The following is a 26,108-nucleotide window of genomic DNA, read 5'->3' as shown; positions in this document are numbered from 1 at the left end:
CATTACTCCAATTCACTCATTGCGATCTTTACAACAATTTTTTTAATCTTGCTGTAAGCAATATTAATACATGCGGGGCGATGGATATCTTCAGGAAAAAATACTGCAAAATTGCCAGGTCTCATCACTAATTCTGATTCATCAGAAACATCTGAATAAAATAGAATATCTCGCTCAGGATCATAATCTTTAGCGATTGGATTATTGCCTAAATCAATTGCGATCCCAATTTTCTCTGTACCAGAATGAAGATACTGGACATCAAGATAATTACGATGAACTTCTGGCAAAATAGATGATTTTTCATAGGTTTCTAAATCTAAAACTTGAGCATAAATTAAATCACCTTTTATTTCATAACGCCCTGTTGCCAACGAATCAAAATCAGTTTCTTTTAAATAAGTCAGAGCCGTTTGAATTGCTTTTGGATAACGATCCAAATTGACTGTGGAAATATGATCGAAAAACATAGCGCTTCCTTATTATTGTTGGTTGTATTAAGAAAGAAATTGCAAAACTTTTGATTCATCTCACCGATCACAATTTCTTTCTCAAGCTATTGATTAATAAATCATTAAAGTGATTTCAATTTTTCCCAAACAGAATCATCTACTGGAATGCCGTTTGCTTTGTTTTCTGCTCTGATTGCAGTAAATTCATGCCCAGGCAAACGTACTGCAACATCAGGATCCGAACGCTCTGCCGTTTTAACATATTCAATAATCTTATTAAGTTTCTCATCTTTAGTTTTACCATCAATGAGACGATCAACCTCAATGGCAATAAAAATTTGTGAAACACAATATTCGTCATCTTTTTCTTCAGTTACTTCAGCAACAGATAAGCCATTAGAAAGTAATGTTGCAATCATATCTAGCACGATAGATAAACCAGATCCTTTCCAGAATCCCATTGGTAATAAACGACGATTTTTTTCAACAATTCCTGGATCACGGGTTAAATTGCCATCATCATCAAAGCCTGCATCAACAAAAGTCTGACGACCAGCAAGACGGTGTACTTCTAACATTCCATAAGAATACATGGAGCAAGACATATCTACCATAGTAATTGGTGATGATGGGATAGCAATAATTAATGGGTTAGTACCAATACGACATTCTTTGGCCCCCCAAGGTGGCATAACAGCAATAGAGTTTGTCCAACAAATTCCGATATAACCTTTTTCTGCCGCTTGCCAACCATATCCTCCACCACGCATCCAGTGATTAGCATTTTTTAGTGCAACCACACCAATGCCAAATTCATCAGCAATTTTCATTGCACGATCCATCATTTTTTTCGCTGTTAAGTTTCCTATTGCTTGATGTGCATCCCATTGCTCAATTGCTCCTAGAGAAAGCACTTTTGTTGCTTCTGCCTCTGGCATAATATCGCCTTTTTCAAGTTGCGAAATAAAACGAGGAAAACGGTTCACTCCGTGAGAATAAACGCCAGATTCTGTGGTGTCAGCAAACATTGTTGCACATTCTTCAGCTAAATCTTCTCTCACATTTCGAGATAATAATACGCGCTTAAATTCTGCTTTTAATTCATCATAAGAGACTTTCATTTAATACCCCTGATTTCATATAGTAAAATACTATTTCAAAAATTACGCTCTTGAACAAAAAATGTCAATTAAATGTAAAAAATAAAAACTCTTTTTAATCAATATGTTATTTGTAAATTTTTGGTTTTGTGAGCTTGATCTCACTTTTTTATGATTAGATTTCACAATATGAAATGGCTATAATATGGCTAAAATTTAATGAATATTAGACTAAATATAAAATAGGAATAATTAATGGCTGAAGGAAAACATAGCGGGAATCAAAGTCTTATTCGAGGATTGCAATTACTTGATATTTTAAGCAATTTCCCTAATGGGTGCCCACTATCTAAGCTAACAGAACTTTCATCACTAAATAAAAGTACTGTTCATCGATTACTACAAGGCTTACAAAGTGAAGGCTTTATTAAGCCAACAAACTCAATGGGTAGCTATCGTTTAACAACAAAATGCCTAAGCTTGGGACAAAAGACACTCTCATCAATGAATATTATTCATATAGCTTCTCCTCATCTTGAAACCCTTAATCTTATTTTAGGAGAAACAATTAATTTTTCTCGCCGAGAAGGTGATCACTCCATTATGATTTATAAGTTAGAGCCAACGAATGGGATGATGAAAACAAGAGCTTACATAGGTCAACATATGGAATTATATTGTTCTGCTATGGGAAAACTCTTTCTTGCTCACGAAACTGATAAACGCTACTTAGATGAATATTGGGTAGAAAAAAAAGCAATTATAAAACCCCTTACAAATAATACGATTACGACTGTAGAGAATATGAAAATAGAGTTAGCAGATGTGATTAGAACAGGATTTGCCATGGATAGGGAAGAAAATGAAATGGGTGTAGTTTGTATTGCTTGTCCAATCTTTGATCTTAATAATTCAGTAAATTATGCTATTTCGGTTTCTACCTCAATACATAGGTTAAATCAGATAGGAAAAACAACGATATTGACTGAATTACGAAAGACTTCACAAGCTATTTCTGAAGAGCTTGGTTGGCAACCTGATGAAAAAATGGTGGGGTAATCCACCATTTTTTGTTAGCTAGGGGATAATTACCAATACTTTTCAAGTTCAGTTCTAATAGCCATCGCTGTCTCGGTTCCTTTATCACCGACCAAAGCACGACCGGCGATGAAGGCTTTAGCTTTTTTAATTTCTTTAAATAAGTGAATATCTTCTGGCACTATTCCACCTGTAATGGACAATTCTAAACCGATTTCCTCAAGGTGTTTCATCTGTTCAAGATCTTCTGACATCCAACCTTTACCTAATAATTCGGCGTCGCGAGAACGATGATAAATAGCTTGTGTAACACCTAATTCAACCCATTCTTTCGCATCTTCAAATGTCCAATTTCCATAAATTTCAATTTGAATTTCTTTTTTCACTTTAAGATCAGGATTAGCCGCATTGAAATCATCAGCAACTTTCTTACAGGCTACTTTTGTTGCAGGATGAGCTGCAGCAGAAACTGTTAGCCAATCTGCACCTGCATCAAATGCCATTTTCGCTAGAATTGCACCTGCATCAGTTGTTTTTAAGTCACAAACAATAATGTGGTTTGGATGTAAAGCCTTAAGAGTGCTAACAGCCTTCATTCCCTCAGCAAAAGCAAGAATAGTACCAATTTCAATAATTTCGACTACATTTTCTGCTTGTTTAGCATCAGCAACTGCTTTTTCAAGAGTCAATGAATCTAGTGCAATTTGGAGTAAAGGTTTTGACATAAGATATTCCTTTTAATGATGGGATAAATCTAATATTACATATTTAATAGAAAATATTAACTATTATTTGTTGACTTTATATCTCCTTTATCTTTTATAATTATAATCGTTTCATATTATGAAATTCAATATCAAAAAATTGAGACATGGTTCACAAAGCTAGAAAAAAACAAATAACAAATTGATTCTATTAGTTTTTTATTTTTTGAGTTTGATTGACAATTAAGAATTATAGATGATAATTTGTTCAAACTATAACATAGTTATTTCATCATCATAGAAAATAGCTTAACCACTTACTAAAAAGCAGGAGTTACTTGTGAGAAAGCATAAATTAGGCATTTATGAAAAAGCATTACCTAAGAATATTAGTTGGCAAGATCGCCTTTCCATTGCAAAAGCTTGTGGGTTTGATTTTGTTGAGATGTCGATTGATGAAACGGATGAACGTTTATCTAGATTAGATTGGAGTAAGAAAGAAAGAGTAAATCTTGTTAAAGCAATCATTAATACAGGGGTAACTATTCCATCAATTTGTTTATCTGGTCATCGCCGTTATCCTTTTGGTAGCCATGATGAAGATACTCGCAAAAAAGCGTATGAAGTGATGGAAAAAGCGATTCAATTAGCTGTGGATTTAGGTGTAAGAACTATACAGTTAGCTGGTTATGATGTTTATTACGAAGAACAAGATGAAGGGACAATTAAACGATTCCAAGAAGGTTTAGAATGGGCGGTAGAACTTGCTGCAAGTAACCAAGTGACTCTTGCTGTTGAAATTATGGATACTAAATTCATGAGTTCAATTACTCGGTGGAAAAAATGGGATGAGATTATTAAATCACCATGGTTTACCGTTTATCCTGATCTCGGAAATTTATCTGCATGGAATGATAATGTCGCTGAGGAATTAAAATTAGGTATCGATAAAATTTCAGCCATTCATTTAAAAGATACTTATAAAGTGACAGAAACATGCAAAGGTCAATTCCGTGATGTACCATTTGGCGATGGTTGCGTAGATTTCGTAGCTTGCTTTAAAACATTAGCTGAATTGAATTATCGTGGTGCATTCTTAATTGAAATGTGGACTGAGAAATCTGATGAACCAATTGCAGAAATTATCAATGCTCGTCGTTGGATTGAACAAAAAATGAAGGAGGGAGATTTCCCATGTTAAAAGAATTAAGAGAAAAAGTACTTAAAGCTAATCTAGAATTACCAAAGTATAAATTGGTCACATTTACTTGGGGAAATGTAAGTGAAATTGATCGTGAATCAGGCTTAGTTGCAATAAAGCCATCTGGAGTTGATTACGACACAATGACAGCGGATGATATTGTTATTGTTGATTTAGATGGAAAAAAAGTTTGGGGCGACAAAAAGCCTTCTTCCGACACAGATACTCACTTAGAACTTTATCGCCAATTTACCGATATTGGCGGAATTGTGCATACTCACGCTCGTCACACGACAGCTTGGGCACAAACTGGTGAAGATATTATTGCATTAGGAACAACACATGCAGATTATTTCTATGGACCTATACCTTGTACTCGAAAAATGACCCCTGAAGAAATTGCAGGCGATTATGAATTAGAAACAGGTAAAGTAATCGTTGAAACTTTCCGAAATAGAAATATCGACCCTAATATGATGCCTGGTGTAATTGTACATTCTCATGGTCCATTTAGTTGGGGTAAAGATGCTTACGATGCAGTGCATAATGCCGTTGTAATGGAAGAAATTTCCTATATGAACTTATTTAGTAAATTGATGCGTCCAAATTTACAGCCAATGCAACAAGAATTATTGGATAAGCACTATTTACGTAAACATGGTAAAAATGCCTACTATGGACAGTAAACGATTGTTATAGAATATAAAAAAAGCATAGAGTTTAACTCTATGCTTTTTTTTATAAAACTATATCAGAAAATTATAGTGAAGACTGATCAACAGCAACACCAGCGCCCATAGTTGTAGAAACGCTAACTTTCTTGATGAATACACCTTTTGCAGTTGTTGGTTTAGCTTTGTTGATAGCTGCTAACAACGCTTGAAGGTTTTCAACTAATTGCTCAGGAGCGAAATCAGCTTTACCGATAGTAGTATGGATAATACCATTCTTATCATTACGGTAACGGATCTGACCTGATTTTGCATTTTTAACTGCTTCAGCAACGTTTGGAGTTACTGTACCCACTTTAGGGTTTGGCATTAAACCACGTGGACCAAGGATTTGACCTAATTGACCAACAACACGCATTGCATCTGGAGAAGCAATAACAACGTCGAAGTTCATTTCGCCTTTTTTCACTTGTTCAGCTAAGTCTTCCATACCTACTAAATCCGCACCAGCTTCTTTAGCAGCATCTGCATTAGCACCTTGAGTAAATACTGCAACACGAGCAGTACGACCTGTACCGTGTGGTAATACTGTTGCACCACGAACGTTTTGGTCAGATTTACGAGGATCGATACCTAAGTTTACAGCAACATCAACACTTTCAACGAATTTAGCTGTTGCAAATTGTTTTAATAATGCAATCGCTTCATTGATTTCGTATGCTTTAGTAGAGTCTACGCCAGCTTTGATTGCTTTCATTTTTTTAGTCAATTTAGCCATCGATTATTCCTCCACCACTAAGCCCATTGAACGTGCAGTACCTTCAATAGATTTCATCTTAGTTTCAATTGTTGCACCTGTCATATCTGCTGCTTTAGTTTCAGCGATTTGACGAACTTGCTCACGAGTTACTTTACCTACTTTGTCTTTATTTGGTTTTGCAGAACCAGATTTAAGACCTGCAGCTTTTTTCAATAATACTGCTGCTGGTGGAGTTTTAGTAACGAATGTGAAAGAACGGTCTGCATATACAGTGATTACAACTGGAATTGGTAAACCTTTTTCGATACTTTCTGTACGTGCATTAAATGCTTTACAGAATTCCATAATGTTAACACCTTGTTGACCTAATGCTGGACCAACCGGTGGTGACGGGTTTGCCATACCTGCTGCAACTTGCAACTTAACGTAGGCTTGTACTTTTTTTGCCATTTTGAGCTTCCTCTAATATGGGTAATAACGCTATTTCTAGCTCCCCTCGTTTATAAAAACATTACATAAAAAACACGAGCTAGCAAAGCTTGCTCGTGATTGGGCAGATATTCTACTGAAAAACAAGCCATCTTTCAATAAAAAGATCTCCTTGTGGTAGAAGTAGTAAAAGAGTTTTGTGTACACAGAATTATTATGACGCTTTTATTACGACAACCTTACTACGTGCATTAAACATTAAAATAGACAACCGGTCTAATATGCGTATAATCATTTCACAATAGTTATATGAATGATGAGAACTAAATAACATAAAGGAAAAGTATATTTCATGAATGGTATATTGCCAATAGAAAAAAAACACTCAGATACTAAATCACATATTTTAGATGTTGGTTATCAACTTATTGCTCAAAAGGGATTTACTGCTGTCGGTTTAAAACAAATTTTAGATACCGCAGGGATACCTAAGGGTTCTTTTTATCACTATTTTGAGTCAAAGGAAGCGTTTGGAGAAGAGCTAATAGAACATTATTCGCTTAATAGAAAAAAGTTACTCGAACAAATTTCAAATAAAGAAATTACGGCTCAACAGAAGCTTTATGAATATTTTAAATGTTGGTACGACACACAAAAAGATGGTTGTTCTGGAGAAAAATGCTTGATTGTAAAATTAAGCGGTGAGGTGGCTGATATTTCCGATATTATGCGACTCGCTTTAGCTAGAACTTATCAGACAATTATAGATTGGATTAGTCTACAGATTAAAGCGGGGTGGGAAGATGGCTCACTTCCTCAAAGACAAAATATTTCGGCAGAAAGCATTGCTAGTCGTTGGTATTACGCTTGGTTGGGTGCAAGTTTAGTGACTAAAATAAGTCAATCGGAAGTTCCTCTCACCGAAGTTTGGAACATGATGCTTTCTGAATTAGATTGCACTAGATAAGAAAAAGAATTAGCTAGTTCAAAAGCCAACCTGATAATCATCAAGTTGGCTTTTGGGTTTCAGTTGATACTATTTAATAAAAACGAAACACAATCTTCAGTCTACAACCCAATCGCGTATTTCAAGGCTTTCTTTTTGAGGGGGGTGGCTTTTTCTGCAATCATCAACGCCATATTTCTAGCAACTTTCACAGGTAATAATTCCGTTTTAAAGGCTTTGTAAAAAACATCCATCCCTGTTTGCATCACTAAATTATCGGGTTTACGCTTTCTTTCATACTGTTTTAGGACTTTTTCATCTGCAAAATCTTCGCCTTTTTTGACCGCTTGTTCGATCACATTCAAGAGGGCTTTAACATCTCTAAATCCTAAATTTACCCCTTGTCCTGCCAATGGATTAATTGTATGAGCCGCGTCACCGACCAAGACAATTCCTTGCTTCACATAGCTTTGTGCATGTTGGCGAGTAAGAGGAAAACTTCCATGAGCAGTCACTTCGATTTGACCTAATCGGCTTGGAAAATTCTGATTAATTTCGTTAGAAAGTTGTGCGTTATCCATTTGTTTTAACTCAGCAATACGTTGTGGAGAGTCGTACCACACCACACAGCCATTTTGCCCGCTCAAAGGTAAAAAGGCACGAGGACCACTTGGGAAAAATTGTTGCCATGTAACACTTTGTTGAGGTAATTCTGTTTTCACAACCGCTAATAAACAATGTTGGCGATATTGCCAGCTTGTTAAACCAATACCAGACCAACTACGTACAAGGGAGTTTGCGCCATCGCAAGCTAATAACACTGGGGCAGAATAGCTTTGTTGATCATCAAGGATTACTGTCCAAATACCATTTTCTCGATTTGCAGAAATTTTATTAAAACCGACCGCTTGTTGGCAATTTGGATAAGCTTGTAAGGCTTGCCATAATCCAATTTGAATAAGGTTATTTTCTACCATATAACCTAATTTATCTAACCCGAGATCGCTAGCATGAAAAGCGGTATTAAAACCGTCAATTTCCCACGTTTCTAATCCATCGTAAGGACATACTCGCATTGATTCAATATTCTGCCAAGCACCTAATTGCTCAAGCAAATCGACAGAGGATGCACTAATTGCAGAAATTCTGACATCATAAGAGGCTTCTTTGGAAAATGTCGGTAATGGATTTTTTTCTAATAACACGATGTTTAAGCCTAATTTAGCTAAACCTAACGCAGAGGCAGCCCCAACCATGCCACCTCCAATAACAATAATATCTTGTTGAGTCATCATGATTCCTTTTCTTCTTATTTTTAGTTTCAAGTGTACTACAAGCGGTCAGTTCTTCCTTGATTTTTGTAAAACTTTTGTGAAATAGATCGAAGAATCTGACTTCGCTATTATGAAGCAGTATAAATAATGCTTACACTGTTCCAAAAGGAGAGCAGATGTCATTAGCTATTATTTACAGCAGAGCATCAATAGGAATTTTGATATTATTCAATGATATGCATGGGATACGATAATAACTTGGGATTGAGTAAATGAAAAAACAAGGGACTGAAGTAGATTAGTAAATGTGTTAGTCTATAAAAACAAAGATAACTCATTGTAAATGTAAATTAAATAAATATAAAAAACTGATTGAATTTAACTCTTTGGTCTATTCCATGATAATATGTACCTATATCCAGCTTTTGGGTGTACAACTAAAGCTGAATAGCTTTTAGTTATATCATCAAATGGTATTTTTTGAATTTGTGTTCGTTGAGCTTTTGGTTTTTTTATCTCAATATACTCTAAAATCGCACATTCTGTTTTATAATCATCTTTTGCGTGAAGTAGATCCACTCTAAAGTGGATTGACCTAATTGGTTCATGAACAGACTGTGACAAAAAAGTAGATGACTTTTCATCACTGTCGTCGATATCCATTTTTAAATGAATCACTTCACACGAATTATACGTTAGACTCTCACCTAACATTAGATGAACCCTTTTTTGACTACTTCCATCTTCTCCTTCTACATCCTCTATTTTTTCAATTTTTTGCATATCAGAACTAATTTCAGGCATTTTTGAACCAGTCCATAGAAAATCATGCTCAAACTTACTCATAACACTCTTTTTTACTTGTATGTTACGAAATAGTTCATACTGAATATTTTTACCATCAGTCGTACAATAACGAGCAAATGTGGCAACTGGTGCAAAACCTTTGGGATAAACTTTGTTAGAAAATTTATATACTTGATAAAAAGCATAAAATATTAAAACACAAGTTAATATAAATATAGTCCATGATTTATATTCAGCATTATCCCCTTCCCAGAGATCAAATACATTTACGCCTAAAATTGCTAGAATTACAGAGATAGGAGTTATAAATGCAAACACTCTTCCAGCCATTTAACTTGCATCTCCGCCCATAATGTTCCTCCATATAATATTCAAAAATAAGCTATTTCAGATTCGTCAGTATAAGTTATATAAATTATATTTACAATTACTTATTTTTATTCATTAAAGTATTGTAAGTTTAGATATATATAATATATTACAAGCGTTCAGATCAATTCTTCCTTGATTTTTGTAAAACTTTTGTGAAATAGATCGAAGAATCTGACTGCGCTATTATGAAGCAATATAAATAATGCTTACACTGTTCCAAAAGGAGAACAGATGTCATTAGCTATTATTTACAGTCGAGCATCCATTGGGATTGAAGCCCCGTTGGTCACTATCGAAGTGCATATGAGCGTGGGTAGCCCTGGGCTCTATTTGGTTGGATTACCTGAAAAAAGTGTTAAAGAAGCCCAAGATCGAGTGCGAAGTGCGTTACTCAATGCTAATTTTGAATATCCCGCACGTCGAATCACCATCAATCTTGCTCCTGCTGATTTACCCAAAGAGGGCGGGCGATTTGATTTGCCCATTGCGATTGGGATTCTAGCAGCATCGGGACAAATTGATTCAGATAAACTGCGTCAATTTGAGTTTCTGGGGGAATTATCACTGACAGGACATTTACGAGGAGTTCATGGTGTTATTCCTGCGGTATTATCTGCCATTAAAGACAAACGAGAACTCATTTTTCCGCAACAAAATACTTCCGAAGCTGCTTTAGTTTCCGATACGCAAAGCTATTGTGCTAAGTCTTTATTGCAGGTAGTCAATTTTCTTAATAATCGAGATCAACTACCGATAGCCCAACAACTTCCGCAAAAAAATGAAACAATCTCACCGCTTGTTCAGCGAGATTTAACCGATATTATTGGGCAACAACACGCTAAACGGACATTGATGATTGCAGCCACAGGGCAACATAACCTACTTTTCCTTGGTCCACCAGGAACGGGGAAAACTATGCTAGCCAGTCGCTTGGCAGATCTACTTCCCGAAATGGAAGATAAAGAAGCGATTGAAACCGCATCCATTACCAGTTTGGTACAGAATGAACTCAATTTTCAAAACTGGAAAAAACGTCCTTTTCGATCGCCCCATCACAGTGCCTCTATGGTTGCGTTAGTGGGAGGCGGTTCGATCCCAAAACCTGGCGAAATAAGCTTGGCCAATAATGGTGTGCTTTTCCTTGATGAGTTGCCCGAATTTGAGCGGAAAGTATTAGATGCGTTGCGACAACCTTTAGAATCGGGCGAAATTATTATATCAAGGGCAAATGCTAAAGTGCAATTTCCCGCACGTTTTCAATTAATTGCAGCAATGAATCCTAGTCCGACAGGACATTATCAAGGCTCGCACAATCGTGCCTCGCCACAACAAGTGATGCGATATTTGAATAGACTTTCTGGTCCTTTTCTGGATCGGTTTGATCTCTCGATTGAGGTGCCATTACTACCGAAAGGGGCATTACAAAATAACAATGAACAGCGAGGGGAAACAACAGCACAAGTTCGTGAACGTGTCGTCAAGGCAAGGGCAATTCAGCTGAATCGCAGAGGAAAAATCAATGCACAATTAACCACGAAAGAAATTGAGCAAGATTGTAAATTAGATCAGAAAGATGCGTTATTTTTAGAAAATGCATTATTGAAATTAGGGCTTTCTGTGCGAGCCTATCATCGTATTTTAAAAGTGTCTCGCACCATTGCCGATTTAGCAGACTCCGCCAATATTGAGCAACCGCATATTGCGGAGGCATTAGGCTATCGCGCAATGGATAGGTTATTACAACGTTTAAATGGCTAATTCCCCGTAATGTAAAACATTATTCAAACACTTCTAACACTAGACGAGTAAACCCATTGGCGAGCATCAACTCTGCATTTACCGCATTGATTTCCAGTAAATCACGTTGGATTTGTTGGATAATATGATGTCCTTTTAATAAGGCTTGAGCAGGTAATCCTTGGCTAAATAATGCAATCCCTTTGAATAGATCTGGATTAACCCAACCTGTTGAAATGTTGAGTTTCGCTTTGAGTGCATCGGTAAAGAATGAGTCAATCCATTCTAGCTGTTGCAAAATGGCAGGGATTTCTTTATCAAAAGCAGAAAGGAGTAACCACACGTCTCGGTGTTTATAGAAAGTCCAAAAGGTTCTTAAAAACTCTTTTCGAGTCGTTAAACGGTCAGATTCTAAAAAAGTTTTGCAAATCAGTGGACGATTATGACAAAGGCGTACTGCGGTTTCTAATTCTTCCGCTGAAAGATCGGGAAAATGTGCTGAAAGCCACTGATAAGCGGACTGAAATTCTGGTGCTTGTAATAGCCAAGTTTGGCAACGGCTTTGAATCGTCGCTAACATTGCCGACTGTAACGGAGCTTCTAATAGAAAATAAACGTTATCGTGAGGTTCTTCTAATGTTTTTAACAATGCATTTGCCGCCGATTCCGTTAAACGTTCTGCCCCTGCGATATAAATAACCGAATTACCGCCTTGTTGCGAAAATTGTTGCAGTTGGTAGGTTAAATCACGGATCTGATCAACACTCATATCTTTTCCATCAATCGATTCAATCTGATGAAAATCGGGGTGGTTATTGCTTTCCCACAGAAGACAACTTTTACATTGTCCGCAAGGTTGGTTTCCTTGTTTGTTTTGGCATAACAACCAATAGGCAAAATCGTAAATTAAGTCGGATGTACCTAAACCAATATCTGTTTTGAATAATAGAGCGTGATGACCTCGTCCATTCAAAAAAGATTGGGTGATATTGTGATAGATTTCATTATGCCAAGGATATAAATTCATACTTTATACTTTTGCAAAAGTGAGAAAGTTTTCGACCGCTTGTTGAATATCCGCTGACACTTTTTCGATAGGTTGTTCAGCATTGATCACAACAGCTTTCGGGTTATCTTTTGTTAGGGCTAAATAACGCTCACGGGTGCGGTGGAAAAAGTCGATATGTTGTTGCTCGATACGATCCAATGCACCACGACCTTTTGCTCGCTCTAATCCAATCGCAGGATCGAGGTCGAGATAAAGGGTAAAATCTGGCTCGAAATCGCCTAAGATTTTTTCGCCAATATGATCGACTAAGTCCGCTAAATTTCTTCCTCCACCTTGATATGCTTGGCTAGACATATTGTGTCTATCGCCAATCACCCAAGTGCCTTCAGCTAAAGCAGGTTGAATAACAGTTTCAACTAATTGGGTACGGGCGGCGAAGATCATCAAGACTTCTGCTTTATCGGTGGTATGTTCACCATCAATGCCTTCTTTCCAAAGATTGCGTAATGCTTCTGCAATTTTTGTACCGCCCGGTTCTCTGGTGTTGATAAAAGAAATTTTATGGGCTGATAATACTTCACTCACAATACGCACAGCATTACTTTTGCCTGCACCCTCTAACCCTTCAACAACAATAAATTTTCCTTTCATTTATGCTTTTCTCGTACTTATAGTATGGGATGATTATTTTTTCTCTGCTTTACGTTGTCTTTCAATTTGTATCCAATTACGAACTGCACGCTCATGCTCTGCATTCGTTTTACTGAATTTATGCCCGCCCGTTCCATCTGCTACGAAGTAAAAATAGGGTGTTGTATCAGGCTGAGAAACTGCTTGAATTGCCGCTTTACTTGGCATGGCAATCGGTGTTGGCGGTAAGCCATCAATCACATAAGTATTATACGGTGTTGGCTCAAGTAAGTCTTTCTTGCGGATATTGCCATTGTAACGATCGCCCATTCCGTAGATAACCGTTGGGTCTGTTTGTAATTTCCATTTTTCTCGTAATCGATTGATAAACACCGAGGCAACTTGTGGGCGTTCACTCGCTATCCCTGTTTCTTTCTCAACAATAGATGCAAGGATCAACATTTCATAAGGGTTGGCAAGCGGTAAGTTCTCCGCTCTATTTTGCCATGCTTCATCCAAGTTTTGTTGCTGTTTTTGGTATGCTCGTTTAAGCACCTCTATATCATCAGAATGGGGAACATAACTATAAGTATCGGGCGCAAACCAGCCTTCCAGTTTTTGATGTGGAATACCCAGTAACTCCGCAATTTCTGACTCAGATTTATCTGCCAATGTTTGATTTAAATATTTAGCATTCGATAATTGCTCTCGCCAATTTTTGAAATCTTTCCCTTCAATAAATTGCACATTGAGCTGGACTTCTTTTCCTTCATTGAGGTGTTGCAATAATCCCTCAATGGTTTCAACGCCATCAAGTGAGTAAACGCCCGCTTTAAAATTACTGAATTCTGGATGTAAACGAATCAAATAAGGTAGGAATTTGGTGTTTTTAGCAATCCCCTGTTCTTCAAGTAATTGTGCTAGTTTTTGGCTCGATGTCCCTCTTTCCACAATCAAAAATTGTTCTGGTGTGGTGGTGATTTTTTGATGAGCTAAAGCTTCTAACTGTTGGTAAGCATATATCCCACCCCCAATTGCAATGACCACAAGTAACATGAATAAGATAAAAAGTTTTTTTAGCATAGTCTTAATATTGTTTTATAAAATCCAACAGAACCTTACTACAACTTTCTTTGAAAATCTATGGGTTAGAGGTGGAGTTTATGTAGAAAAAAGAAAGGAAAAAACAAAGCTCCGTAGAGCTTTATTTTTGTAAAATTATTTCACTAACTGACCGCTTGCTTGAAGATCAGCATGATAAGATGAGCGAACGAAAGGTCCACAAGCTGCATGTTCAAAGCCCATATCATTTGCTTTTTCACGGAACATGTCAAATTCTGTTGGGTGAACGTAACGAGCAACTGGTAAATGGTGGCGACTTGGTTGTAAATATTGTCCAAGAGTCAGCATGGTGACACCATTATCTCTTAGATCTTGCATTACCTCTAAGATTTCTTCATTAGTTTCACCGAGCCCCACCATAATTCCTGATTTTGTTGGAATATCTGGGAATTCAGCTTTAAATGCTTTTAACAATTTAAGTGACCACTCGTAGTTCGCACCAGGGCGAATGTCATGGTATAAACGTGGTACATTCTCTAAATTGTGATTGAATACATCGGGTGGATTTTCTTTTAAAATTTCAATCGCTTGTTCAATACGTCCACGGAAATCTGGTACAAGAATTTCAATTTTAATACCAGGATTAACTGCTCTAATTTCCTTTACACAGGCAGCAAAGTGAGCCGCACCACGATCGGGTAAATCATCACGGTCAACAGATGTAATTACCACATATTTTAATTTCATGTCTTGAATAGTTTCTGCTAGTTTTTTCGGTTCATCTACATCTAATGGAAGTGGTTTACCATGAGCAACATCACAGAAAGGACAACGGCGAGTACAAATCGCCCCCATAATCATAAATGTTGCAGTACCATGGTTAAAACATTCATGTAAATTTGGGCAAGATGCCTCTTCACATACGGAGTGTAACCCGTGACGACGCATACCTGTTTTAATACTTTGAACACGATCTAAATTTTTAGGTAGTTTTATCTTCATCCATGAAGGTTTTTTCAGTAATTCTTGGTCAGGATCGATATTTTTTACTGGGATAATGGAGGTTTTTGCAGCATCACGATATTTGACACCTCGCTCCATTTTAAATGGTGTACCCATTTCGTACTCCTATTTGTTAATAATTTGTTGCTCATTATACCCGAGAATAGAAGTAAAGTAATGAACCAATTTAGGGGCTATTTTCTCACAGGTTGCTTCATCTTGTGAGATAAAATCAGCAACTTGACACATTTCTAATCCAGCATAACCACACGGGTTAATGTTACGAAATGGTGTCAAATCCATATTAATGTTAAGTGCTAATCCATGGAAAGAACGTCCTTTACGAATTTTAAGTCCTAAAGAACAAATTTTCTTTTTATCAACATAAACACCTGGAGCATCAGGTTTTGGATAAGATTCAATATTGTAGTCTGCAAGGGTTTTAACAACACACTGCTCTAATGCGGTAACTAACTGGCGTACATTTAATTCATGTCCATTGGTTTTATGACGTTTAATATCAATCAAAACATACATTACTTGCTGTCCAATACCATGATAAGTAATCTGTCCACCTCTGTCTGTATGTACTACTGGAATTTGTGTTGGATTAAGTAAATGTTCTGGCTTACCCGCGGATCCTTGTGTAAAAACAGAAGGATGCTGTACTAACCAAATCTCATCTGGAGTTTCTTCTGTTCTTGTATCTGTAAAATCTTGCATTTTATGCCATATTTCTTGATAGTCTTGAATACCAAGTTGGCGAATAATCAATGTTGAAGATGCCATATTATTTACCGTATTAGAGAAGGGTGTATAAATACACCCTTATTAAGTTGGAAATAAGAAAAGGTTACAATACCATTCTTACTCCTTCAATTTTTGCTAAATTTGTATAAAGTGCTTCAACCTGTTCAATATTATCTGGTTGAAGTGTAATAGAAACAGAGTGATAAGATCCTTTGCCACTCTCTTTAAGAGTTGGTGAATAATCACCTTTAACCACCTTTTGTACTTCATTCACAACATCTTCAATCAGACCTTCACGTTTAGCACCGACAACTTTAAAAGTAAAAGAACATGGGAAAGACAAAAGCTCTCTTAGAGACGCTGCTGGAACTTGAGATAAATTTACTGTTTTATTGTTCATATTTTCCTCATAAATATAATGAGCAGTAATTATTTTGATAATGATTACTGCTCTAGTGCTTATAGCGACAAGATATGGGGACTATTTTTAAAATTACAAGTTTTTTACTCAAATAGCGAATTAGTTTAATTGAATAGTCCTTTAATCGTTAATATAACCCAATCCCACGCTTTTCCAAACATTCCAGCTTCGGCAACATCTTGCATAACTTGTAAATCAATACTTGCAATAGGTTTGTCATTTAATTGATAAATAATTTTACCGACAACTTGACCTTTTACTAATGGTGCTTCTAGATTCTTCTTATCTAATTCATAACGAGCTTTTAACTCTCCAGTTTTACCTTTTGGCACAGTAATGAAACTATCCTTAAGTGTACCTAATTCAACCTTATTAAGGTCCCCATAATAGATAGTTTGTTCCGACACATTTTGTCCAGCTGAAAGTGATTTTACTGTTTCAAAGTTTGCAAATCCCCATTGTAAAAGTTTTTTACTTTCTGCTTCTCTACCTTTAAGAGTTTCAACTCCCATTACTACTGAAATAAGCCGAGTATTAGTGTTATAAGCAGAAGCAACTAAGTTATAACCAGCTTTATCAGTATGACCAGTCTTCATGCCATCCACATTCATTGTTTTATCCCATAACAATCCATTACGGTTTGGCTGCTTAATATTATTGAATGTAAAATCTTTTTCAGCATATATTTTATACTCTTCTGGTAAATCACGAATAATATGACTACCAATAATTGCAATATCTCTTGCTGATGAGTATTGATTAGGATCATCCAATCCATGTACTGTAGCAAAATTGGTATTTTGCAAACCAAATTCTTGTACATATTTATTCATTGTATCAATAAAGGTTTGTTGGGAACCTGAAATATATTCCGCAAGAGCTACTGATGCATCATTACCTGAGACAACAATAATACCTCTATTAAGATCTGCGACAGAAACCTTTTGATTTAGATTTAAAAACATTTTAGATGATCCAGGGAAATTTTTTCCCCACGAACTATCAGTAATAGTAACAAGATCACTATTCTTAATTTGACCAGATTTCAAAGCAGTACCAATGACATAACTTGTCATCATTTTTGTTAAACTTGCTGGATATTGACGTTGATCAGGATTTAAACTTGCTAATACAGCCCCCGAGTTATAATCCATTAAAATGTAGGTTTGAGCATTAATTTGAGGAGCTGCAAGATCAAAAGATGTTTCTGCATAGCTTAACCCTGAAAAAATCAGGGTGGATAAAATTGTTGATTTAATTAATTGAGTTTTTAACATAATTTTTCCCGTAGTATTGTGATGGTTTATCGTATGTCAGCTTTAATTGCCAAGTAGTTCCCTTTACCTTTTACTTTTAAAGGAAGTCCCTCTTTTTTGGCTAAATTCATTAAGGTAGATACACCCTTTCCTGAAATATAACCTTGGCGATCAACCTGTAACGCCTCTATTTTTACTTGGGCTGTACCTGCATTCAACATACCTATTTCACGAGCTGCAGCAACAGAAAGATCTATCACTCGACCATTACTAAATGGACCACGATCATTAATTCTAACTATTACTTTTCTTCCATTTTTCAAATTAGTCACTAATGCATAAGAACCTAAAGCTAATGTCTTATGTGCTGCGGTAAAAGCATTTTTATCATAAATTTCACCATTTGCTGTTTTCTTACCATGAAACTTTGTTCCATAATAGCTTGCGATTCCCTTTTGACTAAATTGACGAGAATTCTCTTTATTAATCGTCGTATGTGTTTGCCCTTTAATTGTATAACTAGAAACTTTATTATTTACTTTAACATAAGAAAGTTTATCCCCTTTTACACCATACAGTTTTTTCGTTTCATTACTTGCCGTTGTTTTTTTCGTTTTTTTCTTTTTGGGTGTAGCTTTCTTAGCTAGTACTTTCTTTTTAGGTACGACTTTCTTAGTTGCAGTCTTTTTATTTGCCTTAGTAACTTTTTTAGGTGGCGTTTTCTTAACAACTTTTTTGGTTGGCGCCTTTTTGGTTGTTTTTTTATTATTTACTACTTGCTTGGTAGGCGCTTTTTCCTTCGATTTCGATACCTTTTTTACAGCCGATTTTTTCTTTGTATTAGTTACTTTTTTTGTAACTGTCGTGGATGTTTTTTCTGTTTTTGCTTGAACAGTATTAACACTAAATAAAATTAACGTCGATAACAATAGTGCAATTATTTTACGAAACATCATGATTTCTCCTATCTCGCTACCAAATGATAACATTCAGTAGTATTGATTATTTTAGTTGATTGTATGGATTATTTTTGTCTTTTTGATCTCGATGAACATAAACTGACATCATTAATCCAAATGCAGCCATCAGAGTGACATATGAAGTTCCACCATAACTTACTAATGGTAAAGGAACACCAACAACAGGTAGAATACCACTTACCATGCCGATATTTACGAAGACATAAACAAAGAAAAGCAATGCTGTTCCACCGGAAATAATCCGACCGAAAGTAGAAGTTGCCTTTGCTCCTATTGTTAATCCTCTTGCAATAATAAATAAATAAACACTAAGTAAAATTAACACGCCAATTAAGCCATGTTCCTCGCCTAGTACCGCAAAAATAAAATCTGTATGAGGTTCAGGTAAGAATTCTAATTGAGATTGTGTACCCTCCATCCAACCTTTACCTTCAAGACCACCAGAACCGATCGCGATTTTTGATTGAATAATGTGATACCCTGCACCTAAAGGATCCTTCTCTGGATCTAGTAATGTTAGAACCCTTGTCTTTTGATAATCATGCATGAGATAAAACCACATAATTGGAATGAATCCAGCAAGAAATACAACTCCCGCTAAAATCAATTTCCAACTTAAACCAGCTAAAAATAAAACAAATAATCCCGCAGCACAAATTAGTATTGCTGTACCTAAATCTGGTTGAGTTGCGACTAATAATGTTGGAAAAATGATTATTGCTAGAGCAATAATTGTATCTTTAAAATTTGGTGGTAAAGCTCGATTACCTAAATAAGTAGCCACCATCAATGGTACAGATAATTTTGCAATTTCAGATGGTTGAAAACGGATAAAACCTAAATTCAGCCACCTTTGTGCTCCTTTACTAATTTCACCTGTTATATCAACTAAAATCAATAAAGTAATACATAATACATAAATATATGGGGAAATTTTTTGATAAAACATGGGGGGGAATAGTGCCATTAATATCATCAACCCCATACCTAGAGATACTTGTATTAATCTATTAACAAACATAGTTTCATTTGCTCCACTTGCACTATAAAGCACGAGCAATCCATATCCTGTAATCGCAAATAGACCGAGTAAAAGTAATAAATCTAGTGAAAATATTTTCCAACATCTAGATAAAAATGATTTATTCATGCAATTCCCCACTATTCTTTTTTGAAAGCGAAGAGTTTGCTAAATTATTTTGCAAATTATCCGTTTTTTTATCTAATGGGTGTTCTAATACATAATCAATTATCTTACGGGCAATTGGCGCCGCCATACTAGAACCACCACCTGCATTTTCCAAGATAATAGAAACTACAACTTTTGGTTTATCGTAGGGTGCAAAAGAAGTAAACCATGCATGATCCTGCAAATTCTTTCTGACAGCATTTTTATCATAGTTTTTACCTTTTAAGCTAAATACCTGTGCCGTTCCAGATTTTCCAGCCGCACGATAAGCCGTTCCACTAAAAGCCTTTCTTGCAGTACCATTTGGAGCGTTTACCACATTATACATTCCTGTTTTTGCAATATTCCAATATTGTAGTGGAGCAACAATATCCTCATATAACAATGGATCTTTATAAGACTGAATGTCACCAGACATAATTTCACTCATCAAATGAGGCGTATTAACTTGACCATTATTAATTAAAACAGCTGTCGCTTTTGCTAGCTGCAGGGGTGTTGCAATCCAATATCCTTGGCCAATACCAATAGAAATCGTATCTCCAGGTATCCAATCCTTTTTATAACGACTTTTTTTCCAATCTCTTGATGGCATAACACCTGTTGACTCTTCACCAATATCAATACCAGTCTTCATGCCAAACCCAAAGCGTTTCATCCAAGTAGAAATATTATCAATTCCCATATCATAAGCAACTTGGTAAAAAAATGTATCGGAAGATTCTGTAATCGCTTTATTAATATCAGTTCTACCATGCCCACTTTTTTTCCAATCACGGAATTTTTGTACTGTGCCAGGTAATATCCAATAACCAGGATCAAAAACTGTTGATGTTGGAGTTATTTTCCCTTCTGTTAAAGCAGCAACCGTCATAAATGGCTTAATCGTTGATGCTGGAGGATAAGTTCCTTGAGTTGCACGGCTATATAGAGGGCGATCCTCATTGTCTAATAATGCTTTGTAATCTTTACTCGAAATTCCATCAACAAACAAATTATTGTCATAACTTGGATTTGTTACCATAGCTAAAACACTACTATCTCTTGGGTCAAGAACAACAATAGCGCCTTTATGATTACCGATTAAACTCGCAACATATTGTTGAAGGTCAATATCGAGAGTTAAACGCACACTACTACCTGCGATTGCAGGCTGATCATGTAACTTTCTAATCACCTTCCCTCGATTGTTAATTTCAACTTCTTCGAAACCTGTCGTCCCATGAAGTTGCTCTTCGTAAAATTTTTCTATACCCAATTTACCAATATCATTAGATCCAGCATAATCACCATATCGCCCTTCATCTTGTAATCGCTTTTTATCCCTATCATTGATTTTAGCTACATAACCCAAAATATGAGTTAGAATATCACCATAAGGGTAAGTACGTTTAAAATATGGATGTACATCTAATCCAGGGAAACGGTACTGTAACACTGCAAAACGAGCTATTTGTTCTTCTGATAAATTAGGTTTTAATAAAATAGGAGTATAGCGTGAAGATCTTACTTTCTCTTTTTTATAATTTTCAATATCTTCATCGCTTAAGCTAACTAATAACTTCAATTCATTGAATGTTTCATCTAAATTTTCCACTTTTTCTGGAATAATATACAATCCAAAGAAAGTGAGATTCTCAGCTAATACCTTACCATTCCTATCATAAATTAACCCTCGGGTTGGTGGTACTGGTAGTAATTTTATACGATTTCCATTAGAACGCGTTTGGTAAGATTCGTAATCTCGAACTTGTAAATTATATAAATTTGCAACCAACACACCAGTTAACCCTAATACGCCTAAAAAAGCAATAATGGCTCGTCTTATAAATAAATTCGCTTCAGCTCTTCCATTGCGGACTTTTTCATAATTTTTTGATGGTGTTAATTTTCCATATTTACTAATATTAAACATAGCCTAAACTATTCTCTATGATAAGGATGATTTGTTGTCAATGACCAAGCCCTATATAAACTTTCTGCCACGACGATCCTAACAAGAGGATGAGGTAGAGTAAGTGGAGATAAAGACCAACTTTGCTCTGCCGCTGATTTACATTCAGGTGATAATCCTTCAGGTCCACCAATTAACAAACATACATCTCGCCCATCATTTTTCCATGCTTCAAATTGTTGTGCTAATTGCTCTGTTGTAGAGGACTTTCCTGGAATATCAAGCGTAACAATTAAGCCACGCCCTGCGGCAGCGAGCATTGCCTTACCCTCTTGTTCTAAAATTCGCTTAATATCGGCATTTTTGCCTCGTTTACCAGAAGGGATTTCAATCAATTCTAAGGGAATATCTTTAGGAAAACGACGTTGATAAGATTCAAAACCTTTGGTCACCCAATCTGGCATTTTAGTACCGACTGCAATTAGTTTGATTTTCATTTATGCCCAAAGTTTCTCAAGTTGATATATTTCTCGACTTTCATTTTGTAAAATATGCACAATAGCTTGCCCAAAATCAATCACAACCCAATCTGCAACGGCTTTACCTTCTTGAGCAAAGACATCAATGCCTGCTTTTTTACTTTCTTCGATCAGATTATTAGCTGTGGAGGCAACATGACGACTAGAGGTACCTGTACAGATGATCATTGTATCAGTAATACTTGATTTTCCTTTAACATCAATTGCTTGAATATTTTGTGCTTTTAAACCTTCTAAAGTAGTCGTTAGAAAGTCGGTAAGATTATTTTCTATCATAAGTAATTTCATTTCGTTATAAATTATAAAATTTGACAATTATAGCATGAAATTTGACTTACGTTACTCATAACAGGTAACAATCTATGTTATATGGACTTATATTAAATTACATTTAAAATTTAAAAAGCTAGTATTTACAAGGATTTTAGCGTGATAGGATTACATCAGCGAACATAGGAAAACGTGGATTGGCGGAAGTGAATGGGAGTTGAACCCACCCGAGAACGCTGGCGTCCTCAACAGGATTTGAAGTCCTGCCACCTCACCGGAGATGACTCACTTCCGAAAAACTAGCGCCATTCTACTGAATTTATTAGAATTAGGCAAAATATCTCATAGGATTCAGTATGCAACACTTATTTCGCTCCATTCCTTCTATTGATAAATTGCTAAAAAGTCCAATTGGCACAGATTTTATTGCCCAATTTGGACATCAAGCCTTTGTCGAACAAGCTCGAAAACTGATCGAACAGGCCCGTAAACATATTCAACAAAAAAGTAAATTGCCCGAATTTTTACTGTCTGAATCAACCTTTCTTGCTCACTTAAAAACACAGTTACTCGCTCAACAGCAGATAGCAATGAAACCTGTGTTTAATTTAACGGGAACGGTGTTACATACAAATTTGGGGCGGAGTCTTTGGTCAGAGCGAGCAGTTCAAGCAGCAACTAATGCAATGCGAAATAATGTTGCGTTAGAGTTTGATATTGAAGAAGGTAAACGTAGCTATCGAGATATTTATATTTCTGAATTACTGCACAAAATTACTGGGGCAGAGGCGGCCTGTGTCGTAAACAATAATGCAGCAGCTGTTTTGCTCATATTGGCGACCTTCGCTCAAGGAAAAGAGGTCATCGTTTCTCGTGGTGAATTAGTTGAAATTGGCGGAGCATTCCGTATTCCCGATATTATGCAACAGGCGGGGTGTAAATTGGTTGAAGTCGGCACGACTAACCGCACTCACTTACGTGATTATCGCAATGCCATTACAGAAAATACCGCATTCTTAATGAAAATCCACACCAGTAATTTTCAGATTCAAGGCTTTACCGCCAGTGTCAGTGAAGAGGAGTTAGTTGCGCTCGGAAAAGAGTATCAATTACCTGTTATCAGTGATTTAGGCAGTGGATCACTCACGGATATGAAAGCCTTGAATTTACCAGCTGAACCGATGGTGCAACAAAAAGTCGCCTCGGGTGTTGATTTGGTTTCATTTTCAGGGGATAAATTATTAGGTGGACCTCAAGCGGGTATCATTGTCGGTAAAAAACAATGGATTGATCAGCTCCAAAAACACCCACTAAAACGGGTTTTACGTTGTGATAAAGTGATTCTTTCGGCTTTGGAGGCAACCTTACGTGATTATCTATTTCCCGATCAACTTACGGAAAATTTGCCGACATTGCATTTGCTCACACAATCTATCGAACAATTGAATGAAAAAGCCCAACAGCTTAAACAAGTGTTAGGCAAGCGGTTAGATTCTCGTTATATTTTGCAAATTGAACCGAGTTTGGCTCAAATTGGTAGCGGTGCTTTGCCGACGGAAAAAATAGAATCAGTCGCTTTGACTATTTCGAGTGAAAATCAACGTGATTTATTAGCCCTAGAGCAACAGTTTAAAACCTTACCTCAGCCGATTATCGTTCGCCTTGCTCAACAAAAAATGTGGTTGGATTTACGCAGTGTGGCACAATTTGAAAATTTAATCGCAATGTTAAACGATAAGGACAATGGATTATGATCATCGTTACCGCAGGACACGTAGATCACGGTAAAACGGCATTATTACAGGCACTCACAGGGACAAATACAGCCCATTTGCCCGAAGAAAAAAAGCGTGGGCTGACTATTGATTTAGGCTATGCCTATTTGCCGATTGAAAACGATATTTTAGGTTTTATTGACGTACCGGGACACCAACGTTTTTTATCAAATATGTTGGCGGGATTAGGTGGGATTCAGCACGCCTTATTGGTGGTATCGGCGGAAGAAGGGATCAAACCGCAAACGAGCGAGCATTTAACCATTTTAAAATTGCTAAATTTTTCGCAAATTATGGTGGTCATTACAAAAGCCGATCGTGTTGAATCCTCTCGTATCGAACAACTTATTAGTGATATTCAGCAACAATACTCCTTTCTCAATCAATCACACTTTTTTGTGACTTCGGCTCACACAGGGCAAGGTATTGCAGAATTAAAAGCACATTTAATTGAATTAAATAAATCTAGCCATTTACTTAATAAACCTTTCCGCTATGCGATTGACCGAGTGTTTAATGTCAAAGGTGCAGGACTAGTAGTAACAGGTACAGCGATTGCAGGGCAAGTCAAAATTGGCGATGAATTATATTTATCGAACGGCGAGAAAGTCCGAGTTAGAAATATTCACGCACAAAATCAAGTCTCAGCACAAGGGCTTGCGGGGCAACGTTTAGCCTTAAATATCGTGAATGTGGATAAATCAGATATTGCTCGTGGGGATTGGCTTACTTCGTTGCAACCTAATTATGCGACCGATCGCATTACAGTCCGCTTATTTGCCGATCAAATGTTAAAAGAAAATACTGTCGTGCATCTTTATCATTATGCCAGCCACATTACAGGCAAAGTGAATTTATTAAATGCTAAACAAGCGGTCAGAAATGGTGAATATTTTGCAGAAATTATTTTAGATGAACCACTACATATTGTATTGGGCGATAAACTGATTATTCGCAGTGGGGACGATAGCCAAACCTTAGCAGGTGCAGAAGTTTTAGAAATTTTTTCCCCGAAACGCCACAAACGTAGCGATGAGCGTTTAGCTTATCTCCAAAAGCTATTACAAGCGGTCACTTTAGATGATCGTTTTGCACTTTATTTATCAACCAAAGCAATGCCTCTCGAACAATTAGTGTGGCAAGAGCAAGTACAGGAAACAGAGATATTAAATTTAGATTATAACCATCATGGTAAGTGGTTATTCACTTCTGCCTTTCAGCAACAGATTCACCAACGAATAGTCGATAAACTGACAGAATATCACGCACTACATAACGACCAGTTAGGCATAACTAAAGCTCGTTTACACCGCTTATCAGCTCTTGAACAGCCTGAAAGTTTGATTACTTATTTTATTGATGAATTAGTACTTACCAAAAAGCTGGCTCAAACACGAGGTTGGATTCACACGCCAGAGCATCGCATTGAATTTAATGCAGAAGAATTGCAAAAATGGGCAGAGATCCGACCGCTATTTGAACAAACAAACCAAGCCTTATGGGTACGGGATATAGCGAATGAATTATTAGCGGATGAAACGGAAACCCGAAACTTACTCTATAAAGCAGGTAAGTTGGGCTATCTTGTGCCTATTGTAAAAGATCGCTTTTTGCTACAAGAACAAATTTCTATTTTTGCTCAAGAGATCAAACAATTTATTGAGCAAAATGGCTCAATTTCAGTTAATCAACTACGGGATCAAATTGGCTACGGACGCAAGGTTACTGTGCAATTAATTGAATATTTTGACCGCTCAGGATTTTTACGTAGAAAAGGCAACGAGCATTTGTTGAGGGATAGCGATATTTACTAACAAACAAGCGGTTAGTTTTCTGCAAA

At 36.5% G+C, this 26,108-nt stretch carries 26 protein-coding genes and 1 tRNA gene; 7 read left to right on the top strand and 20 right to left on the bottom strand.

Going from position 1 to position 26,108, the window contains the following annotated elements; translation table 11 throughout:
- Positions 1-2: 2 nt before the first annotated feature.
- Complete coding sequence (locus A6A10_RS00715) at positions 3-470, bottom strand: NanQ anomerase/TabA/YiaL family protein (protein ID WP_121123049.1); 468 nt, start codon at positions 468-470, stop codon at positions 3-5.
- A gap of 104 nt (positions 471-574) precedes the next feature.
- Complete coding sequence (yiaK, locus tag A6A10_RS00710) at positions 575-1,573, bottom strand: 3-dehydro-L-gulonate 2-dehydrogenase (RefSeq protein ID WP_121123047.1); 999 nt, start codon at positions 1,571-1,573, stop codon at positions 575-577.
- A 234-nt stretch (positions 1,574-1,807) separates the two neighbouring features.
- On the opposite strand from yiaK, the gene A6A10_RS00705 reads away from it, so the two are divergent.
- Positions 1,808-2,611: an IclR family transcriptional regulator gene (locus A6A10_RS00705; protein WP_121123045.1), complete on the top strand. Its 804-nt coding sequence runs from the start codon at positions 1,808-1,810 to the stop codon at positions 2,609-2,611.
- A gap of 29 nt (positions 2,612-2,640) precedes the next feature.
- On the opposite strand, the gene A6A10_RS00700 is transcribed toward A6A10_RS00705, so the two are convergent.
- Positions 2,641-3,315, bottom strand: a complete 675-nt coding sequence (locus A6A10_RS00700; RefSeq protein ID WP_121123043.1) for a 3-keto-L-gulonate-6-phosphate decarboxylase UlaD — start codon at positions 3,313-3,315, stop codon at positions 2,641-2,643.
- A 319-nt stretch (positions 3,316-3,634) separates the two neighbouring features.
- On the opposite strand from A6A10_RS00700, the gene A6A10_RS00695 reads away from it, so the two are divergent.
- Together A6A10_RS00695 and araD are read left to right on the top strand one after the other, a co-directional pair.
- On the top strand, positions 3,635-4,495 hold the full coding sequence (locus A6A10_RS00695) for an L-ribulose-5-phosphate 3-epimerase (RefSeq protein WP_121123041.1): 861 nt from the start codon (positions 3,635-3,637) through the stop codon (positions 4,493-4,495).
- Positions 4,489-5,181, top strand: a complete 693-nt coding sequence (araD, locus tag A6A10_RS00690) for an L-ribulose-5-phosphate 4-epimerase (protein WP_121123039.1) — start codon at positions 4,489-4,491, stop codon at positions 5,179-5,181. The genes A6A10_RS00695 and araD overlap by 7 nt, the downstream gene beginning before the upstream one ends.
- A 73-nt stretch (positions 5,182-5,254) precedes the next feature.
- Here araD and rplA read toward each other — a convergent pair whose 3' ends face one another.
- Both rplA and rplK read right to left on the bottom strand, forming a co-directional pair.
- Positions 5,255-5,944 carry a 50S ribosomal protein L1 gene (gene rplA / locus A6A10_RS00685; RefSeq protein ID WP_121123037.1) on the bottom strand — a complete coding sequence of 230 codons (690 nt, stop codon included), beginning with the start codon at positions 5,942-5,944 and terminating at the stop codon, positions 5,255-5,257.
- Positions 5,945-5,947: 3 nt separating this feature from the next.
- The gene (rplK, locus tag A6A10_RS00680; protein WP_121123035.1) at positions 5,948-6,376 is read right to left on the bottom strand and encodes a 50S ribosomal protein L11; all 429 of its coding nucleotides are present in this window, start codon (positions 6,374-6,376) and stop codon (positions 5,948-5,950) included.
- Between the two features lie 331 nt (positions 6,377-6,707).
- Here rplK and A6A10_RS00675 point away from each other — a divergent pair, with 331 nt between their 5' ends.
- Positions 6,708-7,322 carry a TetR/AcrR family transcriptional regulator gene (locus tag A6A10_RS00675; protein ID WP_121123033.1) on the top strand — a complete coding sequence of 205 codons (615 nt, stop codon included), beginning with the start codon at positions 6,708-6,710 and terminating at the stop codon, positions 7,320-7,322.
- A gap of 101 nt (positions 7,323-7,423) precedes the next feature.
- Here the strand turns inward: A6A10_RS00675 and A6A10_RS00670 are convergent, their stop codons facing one another.
- Positions 7,424-8,593, bottom strand: coding sequence for an FAD-dependent oxidoreductase (locus A6A10_RS00670; RefSeq protein WP_121123031.1), 1,170 nt, complete (start codon positions 8,591-8,593; stop codon positions 7,424-7,426).
- 360 nt (positions 8,594-8,953) lie between these two features.
- Positions 8,954-9,712, bottom strand: coding sequence for a hypothetical protein (locus A6A10_RS00665; RefSeq protein WP_121123029.1), 759 nt, complete (start codon positions 9,710-9,712; stop codon positions 8,954-8,956).
- Between the two features lie 273 nt (positions 9,713-9,985).
- Between A6A10_RS00665 and A6A10_RS00660 the strand changes: the two genes are divergently transcribed.
- Positions 9,986-11,512 (top strand): YifB family Mg chelatase-like AAA ATPase, encoded by a 1,527-nt coding sequence (locus tag A6A10_RS00660; RefSeq protein WP_121123027.1) that lies wholly within the window; start codon positions 9,986-9,988, stop codon positions 11,510-11,512.
- A 19-nt stretch (positions 11,513-11,531) separates the two neighbouring features.
- On the opposite strand, the gene A6A10_RS00655 is transcribed toward A6A10_RS00660, so the two are convergent.
- From A6A10_RS00655 to A6A10_RS00595, 13 genes are all read right to left on the bottom strand, one after another.
- Positions 11,532-12,518: a DNA polymerase III subunit delta' gene (locus tag A6A10_RS00655; protein WP_121123025.1), complete on the bottom strand. Its 987-nt coding sequence runs from the start codon at positions 12,516-12,518 to the stop codon at positions 11,532-11,534.
- A gap of 3 nt (positions 12,519-12,521) precedes the next feature.
- Positions 12,522-13,151: a dTMP kinase gene (tmk, locus tag A6A10_RS00650; RefSeq protein WP_121123023.1), complete on the bottom strand. Its 630-nt coding sequence runs from the start codon at positions 13,149-13,151 to the stop codon at positions 12,522-12,524.
- A gap of 33 nt (positions 13,152-13,184) precedes the next feature.
- Entirely contained in the window at positions 13,185-14,213 is a 1,029-nt protein-coding gene (mltG, locus tag A6A10_RS00645; RefSeq protein WP_121123020.1) for an endolytic transglycosylase MltG, read from the bottom strand.
- Positions 14,214-14,348: 135 nt separating this feature from the next.
- A complete protein-coding gene (lipA, locus tag A6A10_RS00640; protein WP_121123018.1) occupies positions 14,349-15,311 on the bottom strand; it encodes a lipoyl synthase in 963 nt (320 codons plus the stop codon).
- A gap of 9 nt (positions 15,312-15,320) precedes the next feature.
- Positions 15,321-15,983, bottom strand: a complete 663-nt coding sequence (gene lipB / locus A6A10_RS00635) for a lipoyl(octanoyl) transferase LipB (RefSeq protein WP_121123016.1) — start codon at positions 15,981-15,983, stop codon at positions 15,321-15,323.
- Positions 15,984-16,047: 64 nt separating this feature from the next.
- Positions 16,048-16,344 (bottom strand): DUF493 family protein YbeD, encoded by a 297-nt coding sequence (gene ybeD, locus A6A10_RS00630; RefSeq protein ID WP_121123014.1) that lies wholly within the window; start codon positions 16,342-16,344, stop codon positions 16,048-16,050.
- 125 nt (positions 16,345-16,469) lie between these two features.
- Entirely contained in the window at positions 16,470-17,642 is a 1,173-nt protein-coding gene (locus A6A10_RS00625) for a serine hydrolase (protein WP_121123012.1), read from the bottom strand.
- Positions 17,643-17,668: 26 nt separating this feature from the next.
- On the bottom strand, positions 17,669-18,577 hold the full coding sequence (locus tag A6A10_RS00620; RefSeq protein WP_229583605.1) for a septal ring lytic transglycosylase RlpA family protein: 909 nt from the start codon (positions 18,575-18,577) through the stop codon (positions 17,669-17,671).
- 46 nt (positions 18,578-18,623) lie between these two features.
- Positions 18,624-19,751: a rod shape-determining protein RodA gene (gene rodA / locus A6A10_RS00615; protein ID WP_121123010.1), complete on the bottom strand. Its 1,128-nt coding sequence runs from the start codon at positions 19,749-19,751 to the stop codon at positions 18,624-18,626.
- Entirely contained in the window at positions 19,744-21,705 is a 1,962-nt protein-coding gene (gene mrdA / locus A6A10_RS00610; RefSeq protein ID WP_121123008.1) for a penicillin-binding protein 2, read from the bottom strand. Before mrdA ends, rodA begins: the two co-directional genes overlap by 8 nt.
- An 8-nt stretch (positions 21,706-21,713) precedes the next feature.
- Positions 21,714-22,181 carry a 23S rRNA (pseudouridine(1915)-N(3))-methyltransferase RlmH gene (gene rlmH, locus A6A10_RS00605; RefSeq protein WP_121123006.1) on the bottom strand — a complete coding sequence of 156 codons (468 nt, stop codon included), beginning with the start codon at positions 22,179-22,181 and terminating at the stop codon, positions 21,714-21,716.
- On the bottom strand, positions 22,182-22,496 hold the full coding sequence (gene rsfS / locus A6A10_RS00600) for a ribosome silencing factor (RefSeq protein ID WP_121123236.1): 315 nt from the start codon (positions 22,494-22,496) through the stop codon (positions 22,182-22,184). It abuts the gene before it with no gap.
- A 195-nt stretch (positions 22,497-22,691) separates the two neighbouring features.
- Positions 22,692-22,786, bottom strand: a tRNA-Sec gene (locus tag A6A10_RS00595).
- Positions 22,787-22,849: 63 nt separating this feature from the next.
- On the opposite strand from A6A10_RS00595, the gene selA reads away from it, so the two are divergent.
- Both selA and selB read left to right on the top strand, forming a co-directional pair.
- The gene (selA, locus tag A6A10_RS00590; RefSeq protein WP_121123004.1) at positions 22,850-24,247 is read left to right on the top strand and encodes an L-seryl-tRNA(Sec) selenium transferase; all 1,398 of its coding nucleotides are present in this window, start codon (positions 22,850-22,852) and stop codon (positions 24,245-24,247) included.
- The gene (gene selB, locus A6A10_RS00585; RefSeq protein ID WP_121123002.1) at positions 24,244-26,082 is read left to right on the top strand and encodes a selenocysteine-specific translation elongation factor; all 1,839 of its coding nucleotides are present in this window, start codon (positions 24,244-24,246) and stop codon (positions 26,080-26,082) included. Before selA ends, selB begins: the two co-directional genes overlap by 4 nt.
- The last annotated feature ends 26 nt before the right edge of the window (positions 26,083-26,108 follow it).

Origin of the sequence: Otariodibacter oris, assembly GCF_009684715.1 — a bacterium.
In the GTDB taxonomy this organism is placed as follows: domain Bacteria; phylum Pseudomonadota; class Gammaproteobacteria; order Enterobacterales; family Pasteurellaceae; genus Otariodibacter; species Otariodibacter oris.
The sequence above is the reverse complement of the archived record's forward strand: the minus strand, read 5'-3'. Positions and strand labels throughout refer to the sequence as shown.

Excerpts from the sequence above, each read along its gene's own strand:
- A6A10_RS00715 (WP_121123049.1), bottom strand. The coding sequence starts at position 470 with ATGTTTTTCGATCATATTTCCACAGTCAATTTGGATCGTTATCCAAAA.
- yiaK (WP_121123047.1), bottom strand. The coding sequence starts at position 1,573 with ATGAAAGTCTCTTATGATGAATTAAAAGCAGAATTTAAGCGCGTATTA.
- A6A10_RS00705 (WP_121123045.1), top strand. The coding sequence starts at position 1,808 with ATGGCTGAAGGAAAACATAGCGGGAATCAAAGTCTTATTCGAGGATTG.
- A6A10_RS00700 (WP_121123043.1), bottom strand. The coding sequence starts at position 3,315 with ATGTCAAAACCTTTACTCCAAATTGCACTAGATTCATTGACTCTTGAA.
- araD (WP_121123039.1), top strand. The coding sequence starts at position 4,489 with ATGTTAAAAGAATTAAGAGAAAAAGTACTTAAAGCTAATCTAGAATTA.
- rplA (WP_121123037.1), bottom strand. The coding sequence starts at position 5,944 with ATGGCTAAATTGACTAAAAAAATGAAAGCAATCAAAGCTGGCGTAGAC.
- rplK (WP_121123035.1), bottom strand. The coding sequence starts at position 6,376 with ATGGCAAAAAAAGTACAAGCCTACGTTAAGTTGCAAGTTGCAGCAGGT.
- A6A10_RS00675 (WP_121123033.1), top strand. The coding sequence starts at position 6,708 with ATGAATGGTATATTGCCAATAGAAAAAAAACACTCAGATACTAAATCA.
- A6A10_RS00670 (WP_121123031.1), bottom strand. The coding sequence starts at position 8,593 with ATGACTCAACAAGATATTATTGTTATTGGAGGTGGCATGGTTGGGGCT.
- A6A10_RS00665 (WP_121123029.1), bottom strand. The coding sequence starts at position 9,712 with ATGGCTGGAAGAGTGTTTGCATTTATAACTCCTATCTCTGTAATTCTA.
- A6A10_RS00660 (WP_121123027.1), top strand. The coding sequence starts at position 9,986 with ATGTCATTAGCTATTATTTACAGTCGAGCATCCATTGGGATTGAAGCC.
- A6A10_RS00655 (WP_121123025.1), bottom strand. The coding sequence starts at position 12,518 with ATGAATTTATATCCTTGGCATAATGAAATCTATCACAATATCACCCAA.
- tmk (WP_121123023.1), bottom strand. The coding sequence starts at position 13,151 with ATGAAAGGAAAATTTATTGTTGTTGAAGGGTTAGAGGGTGCAGGCAAA.
- mltG (WP_121123020.1), bottom strand. The coding sequence starts at position 14,213 with ATGCTAAAAAAACTTTTTATCTTATTCATGTTACTTGTGGTCATTGCA.
- lipA (WP_121123018.1), bottom strand. The coding sequence starts at position 15,311 with ATGGGTACACCATTTAAAATGGAGCGAGGTGTCAAATATCGTGATGCT.
- lipB (WP_121123016.1), bottom strand. The coding sequence starts at position 15,983 with ATGGCATCTTCAACATTGATTATTCGCCAACTTGGTATTCAAGACTAT.
- ybeD (WP_121123014.1), bottom strand. The coding sequence starts at position 16,344 with ATGAACAATAAAACAGTAAATTTATCTCAAGTTCCAGCAGCGTCTCTA.
- A6A10_RS00625 (WP_121123012.1), bottom strand. The coding sequence starts at position 17,642 with ATGTTAAAAACTCAATTAATTAAATCAACAATTTTATCCACCCTGATT.
- A6A10_RS00620 (WP_229583605.1), bottom strand. The coding sequence starts at position 18,577 with ATGATGTTTCGTAAAATAATTGCACTATTGTTATCGACGTTAATTTTA.
- rodA (WP_121123010.1), bottom strand. The coding sequence starts at position 19,751 with ATGAATAAATCATTTTTATCTAGATGTTGGAAAATATTTTCACTAGAT.
- mrdA (WP_121123008.1), bottom strand. The coding sequence starts at position 21,705 with ATGTTTAATATTAGTAAATATGGAAAATTAACACCATCAAAAAATTAT.
- rlmH (WP_121123006.1), bottom strand. The coding sequence starts at position 22,181 with ATGAAAATCAAACTAATTGCAGTCGGTACTAAAATGCCAGATTGGGTG.
- selA (WP_121123004.1), top strand. The coding sequence starts at position 22,850 with ATGCAACACTTATTTCGCTCCATTCCTTCTATTGATAAATTGCTAAAA.
- selB (WP_121123002.1), top strand. The coding sequence starts at position 24,244 with ATGATCATCGTTACCGCAGGACACGTAGATCACGGTAAAACGGCATTA.